The sequence below is a fragment of the Streptomyces paromomycinus genome (assembly GCF_003865155.1).
GTDB lineage: Bacteria > Actinomycetota > Actinomycetes > Streptomycetales > Streptomycetaceae > Streptomyces > Streptomyces chrestomyceticus.
Genome location: NZ_BHZD01000001.1, coordinates 1,233,133 through 1,250,583 on the forward strand (window position 1 = coordinate 1,233,133; position 17,451 = coordinate 1,250,583).

At 73.2% G+C, this 17,451-nt stretch carries 19 protein-coding genes; 10 read left to right on the plus strand and 9 right to left on the minus strand.

Annotated features, from left to right (window positions below; translation table 11 throughout):
• Positions 1-88 precede the first annotated feature (88 nt).
• Positions 89-1,267 carry a CapA family protein gene (locus OEIGOIKO_RS04650; RefSeq protein ID WP_125052106.1) on the minus strand — a complete coding sequence of 393 codons (1,179 nt, stop codon included), beginning with the start codon at positions 1,265-1,267 and terminating at the stop codon, positions 89-91.
• 165 nt (positions 1,268-1,432) lie between these two features.
• Between OEIGOIKO_RS04650 and OEIGOIKO_RS04655 the strand changes: the two genes are divergently transcribed.
• Positions 1,433-2,380, plus strand: a complete 948-nt coding sequence (locus OEIGOIKO_RS04655) for an aminoglycoside phosphotransferase family protein (protein ID WP_125052108.1) — start codon at positions 1,433-1,435, stop codon at positions 2,378-2,380.
• Between the two features lie 3 nt (positions 2,381-2,383).
• Here the strand turns inward: OEIGOIKO_RS04655 and OEIGOIKO_RS04660 are convergent, their stop codons facing one another.
• From OEIGOIKO_RS04660 to OEIGOIKO_RS04670, 3 genes are all read right to left on the minus strand, one after another.
• Complete coding sequence (locus OEIGOIKO_RS04660; RefSeq protein WP_371858885.1) at positions 2,384-3,367, minus strand: phosphotransferase family protein; 984 nt, start codon at positions 3,365-3,367, stop codon at positions 2,384-2,386.
• A 28-nt stretch (positions 3,368-3,395) separates the two neighbouring features.
• Positions 3,396-5,525, minus strand: a complete 2,130-nt coding sequence (locus tag OEIGOIKO_RS04665) for a restriction endonuclease (protein WP_125052110.1) — start codon at positions 5,523-5,525, stop codon at positions 3,396-3,398.
• A 220-nt stretch (positions 5,526-5,745) separates the two neighbouring features.
• The gene (locus tag OEIGOIKO_RS04670) at positions 5,746-6,174 is read right to left on the minus strand and encodes a MarR family winged helix-turn-helix transcriptional regulator (RefSeq protein ID WP_125052112.1); all 429 of its coding nucleotides are present in this window, start codon (positions 6,172-6,174) and stop codon (positions 5,746-5,748) included.
• A gap of 152 nt (positions 6,175-6,326) precedes the next feature.
• Between OEIGOIKO_RS04670 and OEIGOIKO_RS04675 the strand changes: the two genes are divergently transcribed.
• From OEIGOIKO_RS04675 to OEIGOIKO_RS04695, 5 genes are all read left to right on the plus strand, one after another.
• Positions 6,327-7,646: an aldehyde dehydrogenase family protein gene (locus OEIGOIKO_RS04675; protein WP_125052114.1), complete on the plus strand. Its 1,320-nt coding sequence runs from the start codon at positions 6,327-6,329 to the stop codon at positions 7,644-7,646.
• A gap of 126 nt (positions 7,647-7,772) precedes the next feature.
• Positions 7,773-8,612: a triose-phosphate isomerase family protein gene (locus OEIGOIKO_RS04680; RefSeq protein ID WP_246177200.1), complete on the plus strand. Its 840-nt coding sequence runs from the start codon at positions 7,773-7,775 to the stop codon at positions 8,610-8,612.
• A 10-nt stretch (positions 8,613-8,622) separates the two neighbouring features.
• Positions 8,623-9,099 carry an RpiB/LacA/LacB family sugar-phosphate isomerase gene (locus OEIGOIKO_RS04685; RefSeq protein ID WP_125052118.1) on the plus strand — a complete coding sequence of 159 codons (477 nt, stop codon included), beginning with the start codon at positions 8,623-8,625 and terminating at the stop codon, positions 9,097-9,099.
• A 52-nt stretch (positions 9,100-9,151) separates the two neighbouring features.
• Complete coding sequence (locus OEIGOIKO_RS04690) at positions 9,152-10,165, plus strand: zinc-dependent alcohol dehydrogenase family protein (RefSeq protein WP_125052120.1); 1,014 nt, start codon at positions 9,152-9,154, stop codon at positions 10,163-10,165.
• 37 nt (positions 10,166-10,202) lie between these two features.
• A complete protein-coding gene (locus tag OEIGOIKO_RS04695; RefSeq protein WP_125052122.1) occupies positions 10,203-10,400 on the plus strand; it encodes a hypothetical protein in 198 nt (65 codons plus the stop codon).
• 22 nt (positions 10,401-10,422) lie between these two features.
• On the opposite strand, the gene OEIGOIKO_RS04700 is transcribed toward OEIGOIKO_RS04695, so the two are convergent.
• Positions 10,423-11,349, minus strand: a complete 927-nt coding sequence (locus tag OEIGOIKO_RS04700; RefSeq protein ID WP_125052124.1) for an SDR family oxidoreductase — start codon at positions 11,347-11,349, stop codon at positions 10,423-10,425.
• A 219-nt stretch (positions 11,350-11,568) separates the two neighbouring features.
• A complete protein-coding gene (locus OEIGOIKO_RS04705; protein WP_246177201.1) occupies positions 11,569-12,075 on the minus strand; it encodes a MarR family winged helix-turn-helix transcriptional regulator in 507 nt (168 codons plus the stop codon).
• Between the two features lie 56 nt (positions 12,076-12,131).
• Here OEIGOIKO_RS04705 and OEIGOIKO_RS04710 point away from each other — a divergent pair, with 56 nt between their 5' ends.
• Positions 12,132-12,659 carry a DUF6790 family protein gene (locus tag OEIGOIKO_RS04710; protein WP_125052126.1) on the plus strand — a complete coding sequence of 176 codons (528 nt, stop codon included), beginning with the start codon at positions 12,132-12,134 and terminating at the stop codon, positions 12,657-12,659.
• A gap of 109 nt (positions 12,660-12,768) precedes the next feature.
• On the opposite strand, the gene OEIGOIKO_RS04715 is transcribed toward OEIGOIKO_RS04710, so the two are convergent.
• Positions 12,769-13,821, minus strand: coding sequence for a serine aminopeptidase domain-containing protein (locus tag OEIGOIKO_RS04715; protein ID WP_125058440.1), 1,053 nt, complete (start codon positions 13,819-13,821; stop codon positions 12,769-12,771).
• Positions 13,822-14,029: 208 nt separating this feature from the next.
• Here OEIGOIKO_RS04715 and OEIGOIKO_RS04720 point away from each other — a divergent pair, with 208 nt between their 5' ends.
• The 3 genes from OEIGOIKO_RS04720 (at position 14,030) to OEIGOIKO_RS04730 (ending at position 16,046) form a co-directional block, all read left to right on the plus strand.
• Positions 14,030-14,554 (plus strand): hypothetical protein, encoded by a 525-nt coding sequence (locus tag OEIGOIKO_RS04720; protein WP_125052128.1) that lies wholly within the window; start codon positions 14,030-14,032, stop codon positions 14,552-14,554.
• 102 nt (positions 14,555-14,656) lie between these two features.
• On the plus strand, positions 14,657-15,559 hold the full coding sequence (locus OEIGOIKO_RS04725) for a LysR family transcriptional regulator (protein ID WP_125052130.1): 903 nt from the start codon (positions 14,657-14,659) through the stop codon (positions 15,557-15,559).
• Positions 15,560-15,617: 58 nt separating this feature from the next.
• Entirely contained in the window at positions 15,618-16,046 is a 429-nt protein-coding gene (locus OEIGOIKO_RS04730; RefSeq protein WP_125052132.1) for a VOC family protein, read from the plus strand.
• 43 nt (positions 16,047-16,089) lie between these two features.
• Here the strand turns inward: OEIGOIKO_RS04730 and OEIGOIKO_RS04735 are convergent, their stop codons facing one another.
• Together OEIGOIKO_RS04735 and OEIGOIKO_RS42495 are read right to left on the minus strand one after the other, a co-directional pair.
• Positions 16,090-17,226, minus strand: coding sequence for a methyltransferase domain-containing protein (locus OEIGOIKO_RS04735; RefSeq protein WP_246177202.1), 1,137 nt, complete (start codon positions 17,224-17,226; stop codon positions 16,090-16,092).
• The gene (locus tag OEIGOIKO_RS42495; protein ID WP_246177203.1) at positions 17,223-17,366 is read right to left on the minus strand and encodes a hypothetical protein; all 144 of its coding nucleotides are present in this window, start codon (positions 17,364-17,366) and stop codon (positions 17,223-17,225) included. The genes OEIGOIKO_RS04735 and OEIGOIKO_RS42495 overlap by 4 nt, the downstream gene beginning before the upstream one ends.
• Positions 17,367-17,451: the final 85 nt, after the last annotated feature.

Below are 17,451 nucleotides of genomic sequence, written 5' to 3' on the forward strand. Positions count from 1 at the left end.
GACCGGTCCGGGCCGGTCCTCAGGGTTTCACATCGCGGAACGCTCCCTCACCGGGCCATCCGGCGCGACACCGCCGGCCGCGCACCCGTCAGCGGCCCATGGTCAGTCCGGCGCCCTCCGCTCCCCGGCTGAGGACGGCCTCGCGGATGCCCTCCCGGACGTCGGGACGGTCCCCGGTGGCGGCGAGGTTGACCATGCGCAGCGGGGGCCCGTGGGCGGAGAGCTGGGGGATGTACTCGGCCTTGGTGACCCGCCAGCGCTCCCCGTCCTTCGCGGGCGGCTCGAAGCGGAAGCGGGCGATGCTGCCCCAGTTGCCGCGCGGCCTCTCCATGATCCCGGCGATCTGGTCGCCCATGCCGTAGACGACCCAGGTGCCGTTCAGCTTCTCGTACGGCTGCGGGGTGTGCGCGTGCGTCCCGACGACGAGGTCGATGTCGGGCCGGCCGCCGGTCTTCGACTCCGTGAGCGCCTTGGCCACCTTGAGCTGCTGCTCGTCCGGCTCCGTCTGGTACTCGGTGCCCCAGTGCGGGCTGACCACGACGACGTCGGCACCGGCCCGGCGGGCGGCCCGCGCGTCCGCGACGACCTTCCCGGCGTCGATGACGCCGACGGTCCACGGCTTGCCCTGCGGCTGCGGGACGCCGTTCGTGCCGTACGTGTACGAGAGCTGGGCCACCCGCGCCCCGCCGGGCGCCTTCAGCAGCGCGGGCCGGCGGGCCTCGGCCGCGTCGCGGGCCGATCCGGTGTGCTTGATCCCGGCCCGGTCCAGCCGGTCGAGGGTGCGCCGGACGCCTTCGGCGCCGTCGTCGAGGGTGTGGTTGGACGCGGTGGAACAGGAGTCGTAGCCGGTGGCCTTGAGTGCGTCGGCCACCTGGGGCGGCGCCTTGAAGGCCGGATATCCGGTGAACGGGCCGCCGTCGGGCCCGAAGGGCGTCTCCAGGTGGCAGATCGCCAGGTCGGCGCCCTCGATCACCGGTTTCACCCCGGCGAGGATGGGCCGGTAGTCGTACCCGCCGCCTCCGGCGTCCTGGCGCGCCGTCTCCAGTACGGACGGGTACGAGGCGATGACGTCCCCGGACGCGGCGAGGGTGAAGCCCCGGGAGGCCCGGTGTCCAGAGTGCTGCGGCGCGGCGGTCGCGGCGGCGGAAGCGCGGTCGCCCGGCTCGGCGGCGGGGCGCGCGGGCCGTCCGGAGCCCTGCTGGGCCGCGCAGCCCATGGCCAGGGATATCAGGAGCAGGGCGGCGCCGTACGGTCGGTACTGGTTCATGCCCTCACGCATAACAGCCCAAAAGGTGCAATAAACCGATTAATCACCTCTTTGCGCCACTGTCCAGCGCCACCGCCCGTCCGGGGCGCATCGGCTCGCGCGGACCGGCGGCGCCCGCGCATAATTCCTGCGCACCGGAGCACGCCGCGCGGCTACTGTGCCCGGATGGTACGAGTCCCACCGAGCGACGACCTGTTCCCCACCGATCTCCCCGTATACGCCACCGTGGGCAGCACCCCGGACGGGCGCGCGTGGCTGGACCGGCTGCCCGCCACCGTCCGGTCCGTCCAGGAGGAGTGGGACCTGCGGCTGGGCGCGCCGCTGCACGGCGGCAGCTGCTCGTGGGTCGCCCCCGTGCACCTTCCGGACGGCGGCGACGCGGTGCTCAAGGTGACCTGGCCGCACCGCGAGGCCGCCGGGGAGGCACCGGCCCTGCGCGCCTGGGACGGCAGCGGCGCCGTACGGCTGCTGCGCCACGACCGGGAGCGGTACGCGTTGCTGGTCGAGCGCTGCGCACCGGGCGGCGAACTGGACGGCAGTCCGCTGCCCGCCGACGCACGGCTGCTGCTCGCCGCCGGCGTCCTGCGCGAGCTGTGGGCCGCGCCCGCACCGCCCGACGGCGAACTGGAGCGGGTCGCCGACGTGTGCGCCGAATGGGCCGGCACGATCGAGGACCGGATGGCCCGGATCCGGCCCGGCTACGACCCCGGGCTCGTCCGGCTCGGCGCCCGGCTGCTGCGCGAACTGCCCGCCACCGCCACCCGCGAGGTCGTGGTGCACGGCGACTTCAACCCCGGCAACATCCTCTCCGCGCGGCGCCGTCCGTGGCTGGCCATCGACCCCAAGTCCATGGTCGGCGACCCGGGTTACGACCCCTGGCCGCTGCTGGAACAGATCGACGACCCCTTCGAGTACGACGATCCGCGCCCGGTCCTGCGCGAACGCTTCGCCCTGGTGGCCGACGCCCTCGACGAGCCCCCGGCCCGCCTGCTGGCCTGGGCGACGGCCCGCACGGTGGAGAACGCCCTGTGGTGCGCCGATCAGGGGGACGTCCAGGACGGCGAGGAGGAGCTGGAGGTGGCGGCGACGCTGGCCGCGCTGGCGGGCCTGTGAGGCTCAGCCGTAGCGGCGGAACAGCTCCTGGAGACAGTCCTCCAGCCTGCTCGCCAGCAGGGCCGGGGTCAGATCGTCGCGCCCCAGCTCCCGCCAGGGCATCCCGACCTTCTCGGCGTCCGGGGCGAACGCGAGGGCGTCCAGGACGCGCCAGTACAGATGATCCGCGGGTGCCTCGCTCAGCGTTCCGCCGGCCGCCAGGTACTCGTCGGCCAGCCGCATCCCCGCCGGGACCCCGTGCAGGAGGGCCAGGGCCGTCGAGCAGTGCGCCACGTCCAGGTCGGCCGGCCCCCAGGACGTCTCCACCCAGTCGACGACGCCCGTGATCCGCAGGCCACTGCCCCGACCGGTGAAAAGCACATTGCCGGGATGGAAGTCCCGGTGCAGGAGACACGGCCGGTACGCGGGGGGATCGCGGCGGATGACGTCCACGGCCCGCTGCCACAGCTCGGGGCGGCCGGTGCGGTCGGGCAGCCGCACCCGGTCCGGCGCTGCCCACGCCTCGTACTCGCGCGGGCGGGCCTCGGCCGGGACCCGTACCCGGTGGATGCCGACGAGCTGACGAGCCAGCAACGGCGTCCGCGGGGCCGCCTCTTCCTCGTCCACGCGCACGCTGCCGGGCAGCAGCGACATCAGCAGCGACGGGTGGTCGCAGTGCGCCGCCGTCGCGTCCACCGCACGGAACTCCGCCACGGGTACGTCCGTCCCGCCGAGCAGACGCAGGACGTCCGCCTCGCGCGTCAGCAGACCCTCCGCGTGCCGCGCGAAGAACGGCCGGACGAAGGATCTGAGCACCAGCCACCGGGGCTCACCACACCCGCCGATCCGCAGCCGCCGCATCTGCGACGTCCAGCCGCCGCGCAGCCGTTCGGCGGCCTCGACCCGGCAGCCGCCGCCGGTCTGCTGCTCCACCCAGGCGCGCGTGTCCTCCCACCCGCGGTCGTCGCAGCCGGCTGCCGAGACATCCATGTTCCCACTCGTCACCATGGCCACAACGTAGAGCGCCGGTCCCGGCTCAGGCCACCTCGATTCCGTACTCCTGCACCAGCGCCTCCAGGCCGCCCTCGTAGCCCTTGCCGCCGAGGACGAAGTCCCAGTCGCCGTTGGCGCGGCGGCGGAAGGAGCCGAGGACCAGCGCCGTTTCGCCGCTGCGCCCGTCGGAGACCTCCAACTGCCCGAGTTCGGTGCCGGACGCGTCGACCAGGCGGATGCACGCGTCGGTGAAGCCGGACAGGTCCGCGTGCGGGTCGGTCTCCGGGTCGACGGCCGCGACGAGGACGAACCGGTCGGCGGCAGCGGGCAGGGCGTCGAAGTCCACCTGTACGGCGGCACGGTCGGGGGCGAAGCCGGACAGCATCCGTACGGTGCCGTCCGGGGTGCGCGGGTTGTTGTAGAAGACGAAGTGGTCGTCGCTCAGTACGCGGTCGCCCTGGCAGACCAGCGCGCAGACGTCGAGGGAGACGCTGCCCGACCAGTTCATGCCGAGGATGCTGCTCGCGTCCCGCTGCGCCTCCGGGGCCGGGTCCTGTGCCGTCTCCTCCTCGTCGGCTTCGGCGGGCGCCTGCCGCCGGTCCGGGGCCGGGGCGGCGCCGAGGCGTCCGCGCAGGCCGTGGCGGGCCAGCAGGTCGACCAGTTCGGGGCCGCTGACGAGGGTGAGCGGCTTGCCGTTGGCGAAGGCGTGGGCGCCGGGGCCGAAGCGGGAGGTGGTCACCAGTACGCCCTTGTTGGCGCCCTCGGACTGGACGGTGCCGAACAGGTCGCGCACGGCGGTCGGCGGCACGGTGTTGCGGTAGCGCTTCACCTGCAAGATGATCTTGCCGCCCCGGATGGGGTCGGAGTCCAGCGCGTCCACGTCCACCCCGCCGTCCCCGGACCGCTGGGTCGTCACGGCCTGCATCCCCATCGCGCGGAACAGCTCGGCGACCAGCCCCTCGAAGGCGATCGGGTCCATGGTGAACAGGTCCGGCTCGGCTTCGCCGCCGTGCGTCACCACGCCGCCGCCGACGTCCCCCGGCTGCCGCGCCGGCCGGACGGTGGCCCGCTGGTCGGGGCGCGCGGACAACTGGCCGCGCAGTCCGCCGGTGAGGCAGTCCACCGCGCTGACCTGCGACAGGTGCAGCTCCTCGAAGGAGTCCCTGAGGGCCGTGACGGTGGCCAGGCACAGCTGCGCGGGGCGCCCGGTGGCCGGGTCCACGTCGTCGACGAAGCCGTTGACCACCACGGAGCCGAGCGTGCGGGACGGGTCCGCCGCGAACAGGTCGTGCACCACCAGCAGGACGGACTGGGCCAGCACGTCGCGGTAGGCCGCCCGCCGCTGGGTCACCGGCCGGGCGACGTCCTTGTCCTGGTCGGCCGCGTACATGTAGCGCACCGACTTGGCCGCGGGCACAATGTCGTAGCCGGGCAGTTCCCAGTCCAGTACGAGCTGACGGGCCGCCGGGTCGAAAGCGGCGTGGACCCGACGCGGGAAGCCCTGCGGCCAGCCCGTGGCGGCGTACAGCGCGGCGGAGAAGTACTCCACCACCGCGTCGGGGTCGCCGCCGCGCAGACCCGTCAGCAGCTCCTCGACCGCGGCGTTGTAACTCCTGATCTCCGCCAGCTGACCGGCGGCCCACTGGTCGTACTGCCGCCGGTAGTCCTCCAGTTGACGCAGGCGCTGCGCCTCCGCCGCCTGCGCGGCGTGCCAGTCGTGCTCGTAACGGACCCGCGCCTCTTCCTGCGCCTGCGCGCGGCGGGCCCCGCCGAGGCTCCAGCCGGTGGCCTGCGGCTGGTACGCGGACGGGTCGGGCATCGGTACGGGAACGGCGAGCCGGCCGGGTGCGAACGCCTCGACGTACTCGGGGCGGCGCAGCGCGTCGGCGGTGAACGCCGGGGCCCGGCAGCCGTCGGCCAGCAGGCCGGACAACTCCGCCATGCGCGCGTCCAGTTCCTCGGTGCGGCGGCGGGCGTCGGCCTCGCGCTGCTGCCGGTACGCGTCCCGGCGTTCGCGCTGCATGCGGGCCATGGCGCGTTCGGTGTCGCGCTGTTGCCGCTCCTGGTCGCGGCGGGCCTGTTCCCCGGCTCGCCGCTGAGCCTCCTGGCGGCGCTGCTGCTGACGCTGCGCCTCGGCCCAGACGGCCACTAATCCGTTGGAGCGGCGACTCATGTGGATCTACGTCCTCCCCTGGGGCAGCCCGCCCCGAAACAGCCCGCGCAGGCCCGTCCACCAGCGGGTATTCATCCGACTTTAGCGGGATCCCGACGGGTCGTCCCCCGCCGGGTCGGACCTGATCCGGCGGGGACGGCCGGGTCAGGGCCGCAGCGACCCGGAGGAGGGCGGTCAGTGACCGGAGGCGGACGTCCGGCGGCGCCCCGGAGGCGGGACTTCAGCGCCCCAGGAGCGCGCCCAGGCGTTCCAGCAGGGGCAGCAGCGCGGTGCGTTCCTCGGGCGTGAGCGCTTCGAGCGCGCCGCGCACGGCGTGCATGTCGGCGCGCACCCGGAGGGCGAGCGCCCGGCCCTCTTCGGTGGCGGTGACCACCTTGCTCCGGCGGTCCCGGGGCGCGGCCTCCCGCCGTACGAGTCCGCGCTCCTGCATCCGCGCGATGAGCCGGGTCGCGTTCGAGGCGTCGCAGACCAGATGGCCGGCGAGCGCGCTCATCGAGAGCGGCTCCTCCAGGGCGATGAGCGCGCGGGCCTGTGCGGTGCTCAGGCCGTGCCGCAGGGCGGCCGCGGCGAGGTCGTCGTAGTAGCCGCGGACCGTACGGGCGAACGGCGGGAGGAGGTCGTCGGGGGCGGGCCGGATGGTGTCGGACACGCGGCCAGGGTAGCGGGTTACTTGACTTCGGCAATCGTTGGTATTTACATGGAACGAGTGCTTGACCTTGTCAAGCGAACCGACCGGGTGGCGGGACCGCACCCCGCCCTCGCCACCCGGCCCCGCTCCACCCCGTACGCATCGGAGACACCATGACCAGCAGCACCCCCGAGCAGCCGGACGCCGTGGTCGCGCGGCTGCGCGCCACCTTCCGCACCGGCCGCACCGCCCCTCTGGAATGGCGCACCGACCAGCTGCGACGGCTGCGTGCCCTGCTCACCGAGCACGGCACGGACTTCGCCGCCGCCCTCCACGCGGACCTGGGCAAGGGCGAGACCGAGGCGTACCGCACCGAGATCGACTTCACGCTGCGCGAGATCGACCACACCCTCGACCACCTGGAGGAGTGGCTGCGGCCCGAGCCCGCGCCGGTGCCGCCCCACCTGAGCGGCGCGGAAGCGTGGACGGTGTACGACCCGCTGGGCGTCGTCCTGGTCATCGCCCCCTGGAACTACCCCCTGCAACTGCTGCTCGCGCCGATCGTCGGCGCCCTGGCGTCCGGCAACTGCGTGGTCGCCAAGCCCAGCGAGATGGCGCCCGCCACCTCCGCCGCCGTGGCCCGCCTGCTGCCCCGCTTCCTGGACGCGGACGCGGTCGCGGTGGTCGAGGGCGCCGTCCCGGAGACGACGGCCCTGCTGGAGCAGCACTTCGACCACATCTTCTACACGGGCAACGGCACCGTCGGCCGCATCGTGATGCGCGCGGCGGCCGAGCACCTGACCCCGGTCACCCTGGAGCTGGGCGGCAAGTCACCCGCCTTCGTGGACCGCGGCACGGACGCCGACGCGGTCGCCGCGCGGCTGGTGGCCGGCAAGTTCCTCAACGCGGGCCAGACCTGCGTGGCGCCGGACTACGTCCTGACCGACCCGGAGACGGCAGCCCGCCTGGAGTCCGCCCTCGCCCGCGCGGTCACCGCCCTCTACGGCGACGACCCCGCCGCCGCGCCGAACTACAGCCGCATCGTCAACGAGCGGCACTTCGACCGGCTGACCGGCCTGCTCGACTCCGGCCGCACGGTCACGGGCGGCACCCACGACCGGGACCGCAAGTACATCGCGCCGACCGTGCTCGGCGGCGTGGCGCCCGACGCCCCGGTGATGCGGGAGGAGATCTTCGGGCCGATTTTGCCCGTCGTCGAGGTGGCGGACCTGGACGCGGCCATCGATTTCGTCAACGACCGGGACAAGCCGCTGGCCCTGTACGCCTTCACGGAGTCCGAGGAGACCCGGCGGCGGCTGACCGGGGAGACCTCGTCGGGCGGTCTCGGCTTCGGTCTGCCGGTCGCCCATCTGACCGTGTCCGACCTGCCGTTCGGCGGGGTCGGGGAGAGCGGGATGGGCCGCTACCACGGCCGGTACTCGATCGAGACGTTCAGCCACCGCAAGGCCGTCCTTTCCAAGCCGCTGGCCTGAGGTCCACGTACGGCCGTACCCGGCACACCTCCACCTCTCCCCCATAAAAATCTCTCCAGACTGGGAAACGTAACGTCTTGATCTGAGAACTTCACATGTGCTTTTGTTTGAAGCATCATGAACGACGTGATCCCTGAGAACGCGACGTCGGCGGCGGTCCGGCTCTCCGGGGCCTCCGGGCCCCCGGAAGCGGGCCGCCGCCCGGTCGTCGGCGTATCGCTGAAGCTCTACTTCGGTCTGGCCGCGACGCGCACGTGGCTCGCGGACGTCGCCGCCCTGAAGGGCGCCCTCGCGGAACTCCCCCGCCCCGTCGACCTGTTCGTCCTGCCGTCCTTCCCCGCCCTGGCCGACGCCCGGGAACTGCTGGCCGGCACCGGCGTCGCGTACGGCGCCCAGGACGTGCACTGGGCCGAGTCCGGCGCGTGGACCGGCGAGGTGTCCGCGGGCATGCTCGCCGAGGCGGGCGCCCGGTACGTCGAAGTCGGCCACGCGGAGCGGCGCCGCCACTTCGGCGAGACGGACGCGACCGTGGCCGCCAAGACCGGCGCCGCCGTACGGGCCGGGCTGGTACCCGTCATCTGCGCGGGCGAGCGGCACGACAACGGCCTCGCGCAGGCCGTCGAGGAGACGCTGATCCAGGTACGGGCCGCCCTCGGCGGCGCGGGACCGGACAGCGAGGTGATCGTCGCCTACGAACCGGTCTGGGCCATCGGCGCCCGCGAACCGGCGCCCGCCCGGCACGTACGGACGGTGGCCTCGGCCGTCCGCACCTGCCTGCGCGACCACGGCGTGCGTGGCCGGGTCGTCTACGGCGGCACCGCCGGGCCGGGCACCTTCGGCCGGCTGGCCGGCAGTGTCGACGGCCTGTTCCTCGGCCGGCTCGCCCACGACACCGCCAACCTGCGTCACGTCCTCGAAGAAGTCGCCGCGGCCACCGTGCCCGCCCCGCTTCCCCTCCGCCCCTAGGGAGTTCACCGTGCAGGACACGTACCGCATCGCCCTCGGCGCCGACGACGCCGCGACCGCCATGAAGGACACCATGGCCGCGTACCTCACCGAACGCGGCCACCGGGTCACCGACCTGAGCGCCGCGGACGGCGAGGACTACCCCGACGTCGCGGAGCGGGTCGCGCGCAGCGTCGCACGCGGTGAGCACGAGCGCGCCGTCCTGGTCTGCGGCACCGGCATCGGCATGGCCATCGCCGCCAACAAGGTGCCGGGCATCCGGGCCGCCCAGATACCGGACAGCTACAGCGCGGAGCGCGCCCGCAAGTCCAACGACGCGCAGATCGCCTGCTTCGGCAGCCGCACCATGGGCGTGGAGGCCGCCCTGGTCTGCCTGGAACACTGGCTGGTCTCCGACTTCGCCGGGGGCGGTTCGGCGCCCAAGGTGGAGAAGATCAAGCAGGTCGAGTCGCGCAACCTGACCTCCCCGGGCCTGCCCGCGGCCTGAGCCCCGCCCCCTGCCCCGCCCTCCCCTCCCCCTTCGAAAGGCGGTCACGACCATGCGTGCAGTTGTCATCGAGGAACCGCACAAGCTGTCCGTCAGCCAGGTCCCCGACCCGGTGCCCGGCCCGGACGACGTGGTCGTCAAGGTGACCGCCGCCGGGCTGTGCGGCACCGACGTGCACATGCTGGCGGGCGAGTTCGGGCCGACGCGGTACCCGGTGATCCCCGGACACGAGTTCTCCGGCGAGATCGTGGCGGTGGGCTCGGCGGTGACCGGTCTCGCCGAGGGCGACGCCGTGGCCGCCGACCCGGCGGTCTACTGCGGTACGTGTCACTTCTGCGCCATCGGCCACGGCAATCTCTGCGAGAAGTGGGGCACCATCGGCATCACGGTGGACGGGGCCGCCGCCGAGTACGTCAAGGTCCCGGCCGGCAACTGCTACCGCCTCCCGGAGACCGTCGCGCTCCGGCACGCCCCGCTGATCGAGCCGCTCTCCACCATCCTGCGCGGCTTCGACATCGTCGGCCCCAAGCTCGGCGACCACTTCCTGATCTACGGCGCGGGCACCATGGGCCTGCTCTACCTCCAAGTCGCCCAGCGCGCGGGCGCCGCGTCGGTCTCGGTGGTCGACATCAACGAGGACCGGCTGGCGGTCGCCCGGCAGCTGGGCGCGGACGCCGTCGCCACCAGCGCCGACCACCTCACCGCCGGGCATCCGCTCGGCTGGCAGGTGGTCACCGACTGCACCGGCAACGTACGGGCCATCGAGGACGGCCTGACCCGGCCGATCCGCGGCGGCACGTTCCAGCAGTTCGGCTGCGCGCCCGACCAGGAGATGGCGCGGTTCTCACCGTTCCGGGTCTACAACGACGAGATCCGCATCGTCGGCAGCATGGCGATCCTGCACACGTACGGCCGGGCGGTCGAGATGCTGGGCAAGGGCGTGATCGACTGCGAAACCATGATCACGCACCGCTTCGGGCTGGACCAGTACGCGGAGGCCCTGCGGACCTTCGAACTGGGCACCGGGCGGAAACTGCAGATCGTTCCGAACGGGCCGGTGGACTGAGGGGCTCGTCGGGTAGGCGCCGGCCATGTGGCGACGAGTGGCACAGAATCTGGTCTGGGCCGTACCGCCCGCACTGGTCTTCGTATGGTTGACGGTGTGGTGGGACGGGCGGCCGTGGAGCGACATGCTGGTACGCGGGCTGAGCGCCTGGTTCGGCTGGACCGTGGTGCTCACCGTCTCGGACTGGCGGCGGGAACGCCGGTCCGCGAAACGGACCCCGCAGAAGACCGACTGACGGCCACCACTGTCCTCACCCCTCAGAAAATGCTCGTCCGCCCCGAGAAGTAGTGCCCCGCTCCAAGGTCCTCCAGGAGGGACGGACGCTCCGGGTTCCAGCCCACCAGCTCGCGGGTCAGGGCGCTCGACGTGGGATTGTCGACCGGCACCATGCCGGAGAGGAAGCCGAACCGCCCGCCCGCCTCCTCGGGGGTGATGCCGACGGCGGGCACGCCCAGCCCGGCACCGATCGCTTCGGCGATGTCACGGAACGGCACGCCTTCCTCGGCCGTTCCGTGCAGGACCGAGCCGGCCGGCGCGGCTTCCAGCGCGAGCCGGAACAGGCGGGCCGCGTCGCGCCGGTGCACCGCGGGCCAGCGGTTGGCGCCGTCACCGACGTAGGCCGCGGCGCCCGTCGCGCGGGCGGTGTCGATCAGCAACGGCACGAAAGCCCGGTCGCCTTCACCGTGCACGGACGGCGCGAGCCGTACGACCGAGGCACGCACGCCGCGTCCGGCCAGCGCCACGACCGCGTTCTCCGTCGCGAGCCGGGGCCGGTCCGTCCCGGGCTCGGCCCGGACGTCCTCGGTGCCGACGCGGCCCGGCGCCATCGCCGCGAGCGGCAGCGTTCCCGAGGTGGCGAGGAACGGGTCGCCGGTTCCGTCGAGCGCCTTCCCGATCGCCTCGACGGCGCGCAGGTCCAGCTCGCCGGCCTCCACGAAGGCCGCGTGGTCCGAGAAGTCGTGGCGGTAGGCGAGGTGGATGACGCCGTCCGCCGCGGCGGCCCCGTCGTACAGACTGCCGGGGTCGTCCAGGGAGCCCCGGTGGGCTTCGGCACCGGCCGCCCGCAGCGTCGCGGCAGCCGCCTCCGAGCGGGCCAGGCCGACGACCGTGTGCCCGGCTTCCAGGAGGTCCTGGACCACCGCGGTCCCGATGAATCCGGTCGCTCCGGTGACGAATACGCGCATGGGTGAGTTCCTTTGGTGCTCGAACGAAAGGGAGGGTGAGCCCGGCCGCCGGAGGGACGACAGGGCGCCCCGGCCGGTGCTGCTCCGCCCCCGGCCGGGTACCGCTCCATCGTCCGGGTGCGGACTGCCACGCGTCCAAGGCCTCTTCCGCATGGGGTCATGCGCCTCAGGCATCACCGCAGGCAGGACCGGCTGTACGCGGATGCGGCCCCGGTCCGCTCACGCCGGCTCCGCTCCGTCCCGATCCGGTGTGCCGTCCGCTTGCCGGGCCGCGGCTCCGCGCCGCGACTCGACTCCGCGCCGTGACTCCGCGGGTGTCAGCAGCGCGGCGAGCCGGTGGGTGTCCGCGAGATAGCGGTCGTAGGGGAAGCCGGCCTCCAGGAGGGCGGTACGGAATTCCTCCTCCAAGGGCTTGCCCTCGGCCAGGAAGGCGGCTTGGCCCGCCGGGGTGAGGGCGACCAGGCGTCGGCGCCGGTGGGCGGGGTCGACGCTGACCGTCACGTACCCCTCCGCCTCCAGCGGGCGCAGGGCGCGGCTGATGGCGGGGTCGGACACGGTCAGGGCTTCGGCGAGCTGGTGCTGGGTGGCGGGCTGGATCTCCTCAAGGGTGCCCAGCAGCCGCAGTTGGCTGGGGGTGAGGCGCTGGTCCGGGCCGGAGCGGCGCCGGGCCGCCTCGCCCATCAGCATGACCACGCGGTACAGAAGCTCTGCCAGTCCTTCGTCCATGGGTCCACCCTACCGGACACTTGCGCCGTTAATATTAACCATGCAACACTCAAGGCATGGACACTCTCCCGTACGCCGTTCAGACCACATTTCCCCTGCTCTTCATGCTGATCCCGGCCCTCGGGGCGCTGCTGAGCTGCCGCCGCCGCAGCCCGGACCGTCCGGCGGCGGAGATCTGGCAGCGCTGGTGGTCCGTAGGCGCCCTCGGCATCGGCAGCCTGTGGATCACGCTCTCGTTCCTGGCGATCCCGGAGGCCATGGCCGACGCCATCGGCTTCACCCCCTCGCCGTTCCAGTTCGAGATCGCCTTCGCCAACCTCGGCCTCGCCCTGCTGGGCTTCCGTGGCGCGTCCGCGTCGCCCCGCGAGCGCCTCACGAGCGGGCTGGCGGCGGCCGCGTTCCTGTGGGGAGCCGCGATCGGCCACGTCTACCAGTGGTTCGCCCACGGCGACCACGCCGCCGGAAACACGGGCGGCATCCTGGCCAACGACATCCTCATCCCCGCCGTCATGATCGCCCTGGCGGCCCGGGATCTCCGCCGCGCCGGCTCCGGCCGCGGCCACGCGGTTCGCCTGGCCGCCTGACCACGGCGGCCCGACCACCCGGCAGCGGTCGACGGCGCCGTGTGCGGCGCGGTGGGCCCGGCGCGGGAAGCGGGGCACGGCCGCACGGCCGTGCCCCGCGGTGGGGTTTTCAGCCCTGTGCGGGGTGCCGCCAAGGACCCACGAAGTCGTGGAGGGCCTGCTGTGCGGCCGGGGCGAGCACCGGATCGTTGACGGGAGTGCCGGCCGGGTGGAGCAGATGATCGATCCCGGGAAGGACCCGCAGTCCCGGGCCGGTGGTGCCTGCGGCGGCGAGGCCCGTCAGCAGAGCGGGCACCGTCCGGCAGGGCACATTGGCGTCCTCGGTGCCGCAGGTGACGAGCGTCCGTGTGCCGGGCGCGACACCTCGGGCGACGGCCGGCGGGAAGAGAGCGTCGTCGCTGCGGACGAAATCCGCGTTGACCGGCCCGAACATGCCCTGGAGGAGGGCGCCGAGGGACGGCAGCAGCGCCGAGGTGTCCACCGGGCGCCGGGCGCGGAAGTCCGCGACGGCCCTGGCCACGCCCCGGTTGTTCGACCACGCCTGCCGTGCGGTGAGGTGCCCTGCGGCAACCGCCTGGTTCAGCGCGTCCGCCAGTTGGAGGCGGACGAGGTCCAGCAGCCGCATGCTCTGCGGGGCGATGAGCGCGAGCCCGGCCGGCTTCTGCTGCACGGCGCGGTCGACGAGCAGTGCTTGCAGGCCGCCCTCACTGTGCCCGACCACGAGCAGCGCGTGCGGGTCGGCTTCGGGCTGGGCGCGCAGGGTGTTGTACGCCGCCACGGCCTGCCGGGTGTAGGCGGCCATGTCGGGAGCGCGGTCGCGCCCGCCCAGACCCGTGCGTCCGGTGCCGTACTTGTCGAACCGCAGGCTCATCACACCGTCACCGCCGAGGACACCGGCCATGAGGGACAGGGTGTGGGGAGTGAGTCCTGGCGGCTCGTCGCCGTTGCGGTCGGTCGGGCCGCTGCCGGGGAGCAGCAGCGCCGCGGCGAGCTTGCGACCCGCGCGGTGGGCGGGTATGTGCAGGGTGCCGTACGCGGTGACACCGTCCGCGGTGAAGTGGATCTCGCGGTCCACGGCGGGTGTGCGGGCGGCTCGGGGCGCAGCGGACGCCCAGGCCGTGCCCGGTACCGATCCGGCCGTGACGGCGGCGACCGCCGCCATGAGCACGGCGAGTAATCTGCCGCGCCAAGGGGTGCGTGAACGCATGTGTTCTCCAGGTGATCCGAAGTGGTCGGAGGAAGTGGGAGGTCGATGGACGGCCGTGCCCTGGTGGTGCGCCCCCGGGCGAGGGCGGAACCGCGAGGTGGCTGCCGGGCGTGCGCGCACCCTGCATCTCCTCCCCGGAAACGGTGCTGACACCGTAGGGATCATGAGAACAGAAGAAACGACAGCAGAACCGGAAAACCCTGCGCAGCGTGCGCTCACGTCCCTGGGTGAGGTGGCGTGCCGTTATCAGGCGGACGAGGTACCCCCGGAGAAACTGCCGATGATCGCTGCCGAGGCGCTCGCAGCCGGGCTGGACACCCCGGCATGGTGCGAGCTCGCCGGTCTGTCCCGCAACGCGGAGGTCCGCGACATTCGCGACGCGTTCGAGCAAGCACTTGCCGAGTCCGCGATCGAGTTGCCGGACAGGGGCCTGGCACGGCGCCACGCGCTGCGCCGGATGGCGGCGAGGCTCGTCGCGGGCGGGACAACTCTCGCTGACCTGGTGACGGAGCACTGGTGGGAGACCGAGGTCGAGACCGCGGCGGAGCAATCGTTCATGGCGCTGATCCCGCAATGTGACTGCTGCATCGAGTACACCACGGGGTTCGACCGGCAGACCTGGGAGGCGCAGTTGCGGAACGCCGCCCTCGCCCTGACGTCGTCGGCGCCGATCGGCCCCGGATGCTGACGCTGCCTCGCGGACCCGTCCTCGGCACCGGCGTGGACCGGCCCGGCAGACCTCACTGAAAGCTCCCGGCCTGCCCGGACCACCCCGGGCTACGCTGCGGACATGCCCGACCCAGCTTCCACGCCCGACCTCGACCTGCGCCTCGTCCGCTACTTCACGGCCGTCGCCGAGCACCGGCACTTCGGCCGCGCCGCCGAGGCCCTCCGTATCACCCAGCCCTCCCTGAGCCGCCAGATACGCCGCCTCGAACAGCAGGTGGGCGCCCGGCTGCTGGACCGTACCCCGCGGGGCAGCCGCCTCACCGAGGCCGGGGAGATCTTCCGGCCCCGCGCCGAAGCGCTGCTGCGGTCCGCCGCGCAGGCCGTGACCCGCGCCCGCGCCGCCGCCGACCCGTCCCGGATCAGCATCGGGTACAGCACGGGCGTCATCGTCACCCCGGCGGTACGCGAGTTGCGCCGACGGCATCCGGACGCCGAGGTGCACACCCAGTTCGTGGGCTGCGACGCGATCCGTACGGCGCTGCTCGACCACCAGGTGGACGCGATGGTCGCCCGGTCACCGTTCCCCGCCGACCGGTTGCGGGTGACGGTGCTGTACGACGAGCCGCGGGTACTGCTCGTACCACTCGGCCACCGCCTCGCGGACAAGGAGTCCGTCACCCTCGCCGACATCGCCGACGAGCCCCTCCCCCGCCTGCGGCAGGCCGACCCGGCCTGGAACGCCTACTGGCGCTTCGATCCCCGGCCCGACGGGCGCCCGGCACCCGACGGACCCTTCATCGACGCGCTGGAGGAAAAGTTCGAACTCATCGCCGCCGGCGAGGCCGTGGCCGTCGCGGCCGGCCTGCACGCGGCCACGATGCGTCCGGACGTCACCGGTGTTCCCTTGCACGGCGTCGAACCGAGCCACGTCCTGCTGGCGACCCGCGCGGGCGACCGCGGCCGCCTGGTCACGGCGTTCCGCGAGGCGGCCCGTGCCTGTCTCACCGGGCCCGTCCCCGCCTGAGGCCGCGCAGGTGGAAATACCGGGGACCAGCCGCGGCTGCCCTTGCTAGGGTGCGCCGATGTCTGCGATCAAGAAGTTCCAGGTCACCTTCGACTGCGCGGAACCCGAGCGTCTCGCTCGTTTCTGGTGCGAGGTGCTGGGGTACGTCGTACCGCCGCCACCGGAGGGATTCGCCTCGTGGGACGCGTTCAAGGACGCGCAGGCGCCCGAGGAGCGGGACGCGTGGTTCGCCTGCAGTGATCCCTCCGGTGTGGGCCCGCGGTTGTACTTCCAGCGCGTCCCCGAAGGGAAGGCCGCCAAGAACCGGGTGCATCTCGATGTACGGGTCGGCACCGGACTCGTGGGGGAAGAGCGCCTCGCCGCCCTCGAAGCCGAGTGCGCACGGCTGATCCCGCTGGGCGCCGTCCACGTGCGAACGCTGTACGACGGCAATGATGCGTGCATTCCGATGCTGGACATCGAGGGCAACGAGTTCTGCATCGACTGAGAGCTCTCCGGCCCGGACCGGAGAGCCGGAAAGCCGTCTCGCTTCAGGGCCGGGGCGTCGGAACGGTGTGGGCGGGCCCGACCACGGCGTCGGGTGTGCGCAGCCAGGTCCGGAGCTCGCCGTCCTCGGTGAGGGTCACCCCGAAGTCGCCGAGCGGTGGCCGGCCGCCCGTGACGTACTCCTGCCATACCCGCAGAAGTTCCTGCCACAGGTCGCGGCCGCGGCCGTAGACCGCGGCCCAGCCCTCCTCGGCCAGGACTCCGGCCCCGGCCCCGTCCCACAGGAAGAGCCGGCCGGGCGATCCGGTCATGTGGACCCCGGGCAGGCGCGTACCGGCGTACAGGCCGAAGGCCGGGTCCGTGAAGTCGTCCGGCTGCCCGTCGAGCAGTGCGTGACAGTGACGCGGCGTGGTTCCGTCCACGGCTGACGACACCGTGGACCGGTGGGCCCGCAGCGGCATGTACGAGGCGCCACCGTGGAAGGAGCCCGTGACGGTCCCGGTCGTGGCGTCCTTGACGAACCGGGCCAGGAGGCCGGAGGCGAAGTCGCGCACCAGCGGGGCGACCAGGACGCCACCCGGCCGCAGCTGGCGCAGGAGCGCGGCCGGAACGGTGCGCAGCGCGCACGTCGCGACGACCCGGTCGTACGGCGCTCCCGGCGCCCACCCGCCCGCGCCGTCCGTGACGTGGACGGCAGGCGCCAGGCCGGCCCGCGCGAGGTTGGCCCGGGCCTGCGTCGCCAGGCCCGCGTCGATCTCCACGGAGGTGACCTTGCCGTCACCGGCCCGCAGGCAGAGCTTGGACGCCACGTCCCCGGTCGCCGTACCGATCTCCAGGACCGTCATCCCGTCCTGGAGGCCGAGGAGCCCGAGCATCCTGGCGACCATGGACGGCATCGAATTGGCGGAGGTCGCCACGCCCGGCCCGCCGGTCCGGCCGTCGTCCACCTGGGTCACCACGGGCGAGTCGCTGTAGGTCAGCCGGTACCGCGCGTCCGCGTCGGTCACGGGTACGGGCTCGCACCGGTCCGGCCGCTGGACCCAGATCTGTTCCGGCAGCCAGTGCTCGCGGGGGATGCGTTCCCAGATCTCCCGCCACGGCGGCGCGAGCAGACCACGCTCGGCCAGCTTGCCGACCAGCGCGGCCTGCCCTTCGTGGACGTGCGGTGGAACGGTCGTCACCACTTCAGGTCTTCGTCCATGAGCACCCTGCCGTTGCCGTCCGGGGACGGCGGGCTCGGCGGTGGTGTCCACGGCTTGTCGCTCGGCGGACCGGCGTGCTTGCCGTCGTCGGCCAGGGGCGCCACGCGAAGTTCGCGCACGGATTACCTCCTTCATGACTCCTGAAGTCCTGTTCGTCACAGTAGGGGAGGGCTCGGCTCAGTGGTGAAGACGAGAGCAGACCGG